This is a genomic window from Nostoc sp. UCD121 (assembly GCF_014222285.1).
Lineage (GTDB): Bacteria > Cyanobacteriota > Cyanobacteriia > Cyanobacteriales > Nostocaceae > Nostoc.
Window position 1 is genome coordinate 1 of record NZ_JACKZS010000349.1, and the last position, 4802, is coordinate 4802.

The following is a 4802-nucleotide window of genomic DNA, read 5'->3' on the forward strand; positions in this document are numbered from 1 at the left end:
GACCAAGCGTTTCAGTTGGCTTTGATTGAAAACCTGCAACGAGAAGACCTTAACCCTGTTGAAGAAACTGAAGGGATATTGCACCTGTTGGCAATCCGACTGCATTGCGATGTAGAAGCCGTCAAATCCTTGCTGTATCGAATGAAAAACGCTCACAGCAAGGGGGAACAGCCGTCAAAATCCTCATTAAATGAATCTAGTAAAAACGTTTTTCCTAACCCCGATAATCCACAAACTCTTGACAGCGTTTCTGACCAGTTAGCCGAGAAAACTGAATCTAGTAAAAACGTTTTTCCTAACCCCGATAATCCACAAACTCTTGACAACGTTTCTGACCAGTTAGCCGAGAAAACTGAATCTAGTAAAAACGTTTCTCCTAACCTAGATGAAGAACAATCAAACACGGTACAACAGGTGTTTGAGAGCCTGGGACTCATGAATTGGCTATCGTTCATTACCACACGCTTACCTTTGCTAAATCTGCCCGAAGAAATTTTAATGGCACTGCGTTCAGGGAAACTGGAATACACCAAAGCACAAGTCTTGGCGCGGGTAAGAAATAATGAAATCCGAAAAAAACTTTTATCCGAAGCGATAGCATCGGATTGGTCTTTAAGCCAAATCAAAGAAAAAATTACAGATTGGACTGATGATGAACAAACATCCTCATCTAAAACAACTAACCAAATACCAGACCGCCTCCAAAATATCACCCAACGCATTAAGAAGCGTCAGTTATGGAAAGAACCTAGAAAGCAAAAGCAGCTAGTAAACCTTTTAAATAAGCTCGAAGCCTTACTAGGGGATGAGTGACTTTAGGTAAATTGTCAGGTAATCTCTACTTTTAGAGTCTTTTTACCTGTGATTCATGATTGGGTGCGAGGGGAGAAACAGAGATGGCGGAAGATTCACAGATTCGAGAATTACTCAAAGCTTGGTTAGATTACATCCATGTTGAAAATTTGAGTAATGCCAAAGTAGAAGCTGACGATTCAGAACAACCGAACATCTGGGACTCTCTCGTAAATCTGGTAGGCGATAAATTATTAATAGACGAGTCTTTATTTAAAAAACTAAAGCAACCGTTTAAAAGTGCAAAGAACTTTGAGCAAACAAAATTACCATCAATTGCTGTAGCTTTCCCGCAACTTTATGTAGTTGAATCGAATCGCCGTCAATTTCGCCCGTTGTTCACTATCAACGTTTCCCCAATATTCGAGGGCAATTATCGCAGTAGCGGATGGAATTTAACTGATTATGAGTTTCAGCCTGTTATTCCCAATTTGATGCAGTGGTATGGGCTAGAGGAAGAAGCGGCTGAGTCCCTGGTAACAAGGGAGGGGTTGAAAGTTTTTCTCGAAACTACTTTCAATCGTCCCTTTAAAACGCTACAAGACTTTATGGGACTGATTGAATTACCGCCGTTCCCCGTGCGGTCAAAACTTCTCCCTTATCTATTGGATTTTGACTACGCTGCTTTTAATTACAACCTCAAAAAAGATTTTCAGAAAATTAGCGACCAGAATTACTTTCAGTGGTCAAGACCAGGACATCCGGCTTACGAATATTTATTTGGACAACCAAAAGCACCTCAACATGAAGTACTTTTTTTGGGTGCTTTTCCGAACTCACAGGCGGATGACTATCAAGCACTTGCTCTCAAACATTCTAAGGATCAACCTGTTACTGCTGTGATTGGCCCACCGGGGAATGGCAAGACCACACTGTTGTTACATAAGATAGCGCAGCAAGTGGTACGTCGAGCAGTCGAATTAGCAACAACGGGTGAAGATAGAAGTAACCTAACTGTGGTAACAAGCACTAACAAATTTGCTGTAAATAACGTTGAGAAAATCCTAGCCAACAACCTGACCTCTGACCGTTTCTACTTATCAGGAGGTTCTAGGGATTTAGTTGACACTCAAGTTTTACCTAGCTTGCAAGCTGCACTCGATTGGTTAGCCAAAGAAACATTTAATTACGATGAATGGGAGTCAACGAAGCAACAATTGTTAGCAGGTGTTCAGCAGATAGAATCTCACATAAAGCAAGATGAGCATGATCAACAACAAAAAAAAGCTGATGAGCAGTTATTAGAGTCGCTATGCCACGATATACAATTGCTCTCAGTGGCGATAAAAACCTCTGCATTTGAATCTTCGTCACCATTAGAATTTGACCGCGACTACAATAAGTTCCCCCTAGAAGCTTACCAGCAGATAGGGGAACATCTTGACACTGCTAGGCGTTCTTTGCCGTCTGAAGATTACAAGCAGGCATTTAGTAGAAATGACAAATGGTTTGTCCAGATTTTGCAGACGATTAAACGATTCTGGCACTGGATAACCAAAACCAGCGCACATCATATTCTCAAACGCTTGCATAAACAGATAGAGATGCCTGTGTTAGCGACGCTGGCCACCCCTTTTCAATTTCAAATCCCACTAACAACTGAATCTCTCATCGCCGCCCAACAGAGCGTTGACCAGCTTATTGCAGAAGCATTGAACTGGCAGCAACAACAGAATGGTATTGACAGCACACAACAGCAGATTGAGTCAAGAAAGCAGCAACGAGAAGACCTCATTACTCGCCGTTCTGAAATCGAAAACCGACTCGCCACTTATCCCCCCAAAGATTTTTACAGTCGTTTCTACACCAAATTGCACTCGCTGCAAGTAGAGTTGTTTGAGTGGTCTTGGCAATTTCAGCAACAAGAAGCTCTGCGACGGAAAGATGAGGTGATAGCTTCCATTAGAACTTACATTGCATTATTGAATGGCGAATGGGATGCTTTTCGTCAGTTAAGTCATAATTGGAGAAACATTTATCGGGATATCAGCCTGTTATTTCCGGTGTTTCTTTGCACTTTGCACTCCATCCGCAATTTGTTACCCTATCCCGATAGTGGCTGTATTGACCAAGTAATTGTAGATGAAGCGGGTCAGATTCCACCACATCAGGTTTTCCCTGTTTTAGTGCGGTGTAATCGGGCTTTGATTGTAGGCGATCCATTGCAACTGGAGCCGGTTGTTAATTTGAGCGACCAGAAGAAAGAGGAATATCGCAGCAAGTCATTTTTAGAACAGGGACTAACGGATGTAGATTATGACCGCTACAGCCCCACAGCAACAACAGCTTATCACCGAGCGGCTGGGGCATCAGGGCAACCGCAAGATATTGGTCAGGGGATTATCCTTAAATATCATTACCGTTGTGTTCCGGTGATTGCTGATTTTTGCGATCGCTTGTGTAATTACGGCATGATCATTAAAACTGAGCCTCAAGCTTCTCGGTTGGGTGCTAACTTAATTGGTTGCCAAGTTGAAGGGAAACTTGAGAACAACGTTAATTGGGCAGAGGTTGATGTAGTAGAGGCGTTGATTGAGGAGTTGTTAGCGGCGGGTTATTGCTTAAATTCTCCTGATTCTGACAACACGATTGGCGTGATTTCACCTTACCGTCGTCAAGTAGATGCGCTGACTCAACGTTTACGATCTCGCTGGACTGATTTTTCAAAGCAAAGCATTGGCACAGTTCACACATTCCAAGGTGGGCAGAAATCAGTGATAATTTTATCGACTCGCCAATGCCAACAAACTGATAGCCTCTGGTTTATCAATCGCCGACCTAATTTACTTAATGTGGCTGTGAGTAGAGCGAGAGAATTGTTTATTTTGGTGGGGGACTTGGGGCGAATTTCTGAGGGTGGTTACACCAGAGATTTGGTGGAATATATCAAGGAATTTGGGGAGACGCGATAATTTTAATAAAGGCATTTTATTCATTTGGAGGGGAATTATGTCAGCAAGAGTAGAGAGGCAGAATACTATCACTAGAAAGAATCTTGTTTCTAGCTTGATAATTGGGTTAATTGTTGGACTATTGGCTGGTCTTCCCTTGGGTTGGATAGCTCATCAGTTCTATGCTGAACGACGGTTAACTGATGTGTTAGTTTGTCGGGAAAAGAATCGGAACTTGCCGGAAGTTCAACTTCAGTCTCTTTGCGGGTCAAGATTCTAAAGTAAATCGCCAATAATCAATACCTGTACATGGACAGTATGTAGGGCAGACGAACACAGGTAGCGTTAAAGGTGCGTTTGAAAAATTTTAAGTACAGCTTATTAACATTTTTGCGCTCATTTATTGTTGCTTTACTTGGTTCTAGTGCTGGTTTTTTTCTTGGTTGGCTGTGGTATAAATGGACGCTTAAAACTGACCCAAGTTTCTCAAATCCTAACCTGAGTGGTCTAAGTCAGGGAATGATGGCAGGATATATAATTACTGTTTGGTTATTTTGTCGCTAATAAACACATGACATTAAATAAAAATTTTTCGCTACCTAGTTCCTTTTTTGTTCAGCATGACGAGAAATCTTGTATTTCATTTCACTCTATCTGATTACTTCCACCATTTTCCTTCGCACGTCTTACCTTCTCAATTTGCTTGGGTGCTTCTATTTCTCTAAATAGTCGAATCGCTTTATCAAAATTTTCCTTACTGTTTTCTAATTCTTCCATTTTCTGATAAGTCAATCCTAATTGATAGTAAGCTTCAGCAAGGTCACATTTAGCACCTATTTTATCCAGCAGAACTATCGCTTTTGAATTATAAGAAAATGCAGTCTCAAATTCTTGCTGTTCTCGATAAAGTTCTGCCAGACCAGTTAAAGCCCTAGCTTTAATTTGAGTATAGTGGTTGTCATCAGCAAAAGTAACAGCCTGATTGTACATTTGAAAAGATGTTTGGATATCTCCTAAATTTTTATAAGTTAATCCTAGAAATATAAACCTATGTCCTAT

At 41.2% G+C, this 4802-nt stretch carries 5 protein-coding genes; 4 read left to right on the forward strand and 1 reads right to left on the reverse strand.

The genetic code is table 11. The annotated features are described in order from the left end of the window. The 4 genes from GNF10_RS35245 to GNF10_RS35260 form a co-directional block, all read left to right on the forward strand. On the forward strand, nucleotides 1–813 hold an 813-nt coding region (locus tag GNF10_RS35245; RefSeq protein WP_185607419.1), incomplete at its 5' end, for a chromosome partitioning protein ParB. Nucleotides 814–896: 83 nt separating this feature from the next. After that, nucleotides 897–3764, forward strand: a complete 2868-nt coding sequence (locus GNF10_RS35250; protein WP_185584846.1) for a DEAD/DEAH box helicase — start codon at nucleotides 897–899, stop codon at nucleotides 3762–3764. A gap of 37 nt (nucleotides 3765–3801) precedes the next feature. Further along, entirely contained in the window at nucleotides 3802–4023 is a 222-nt protein-coding gene (locus GNF10_RS35255) for a hypothetical protein (protein ID WP_100896908.1), read from the forward strand. Nucleotides 4024–4094: 71 nt separating this feature from the next. After that, the gene (locus GNF10_RS35260) at nucleotides 4095–4307 is read left to right on the forward strand and encodes a hypothetical protein (protein ID WP_185593268.1); all 213 of its coding nucleotides are present in this window, start codon (nucleotides 4095–4097) and stop codon (nucleotides 4305–4307) included. A gap of 81 nt (nucleotides 4308–4388) precedes the next feature. On the opposite strand, the gene GNF10_RS35265 is transcribed toward GNF10_RS35260, so the two are convergent. Beyond that, on the reverse strand, nucleotides 4389–4802 hold a 414-nt coding region (locus GNF10_RS35265; protein ID WP_185607420.1), incomplete at its 5' end, for a tetratricopeptide repeat protein.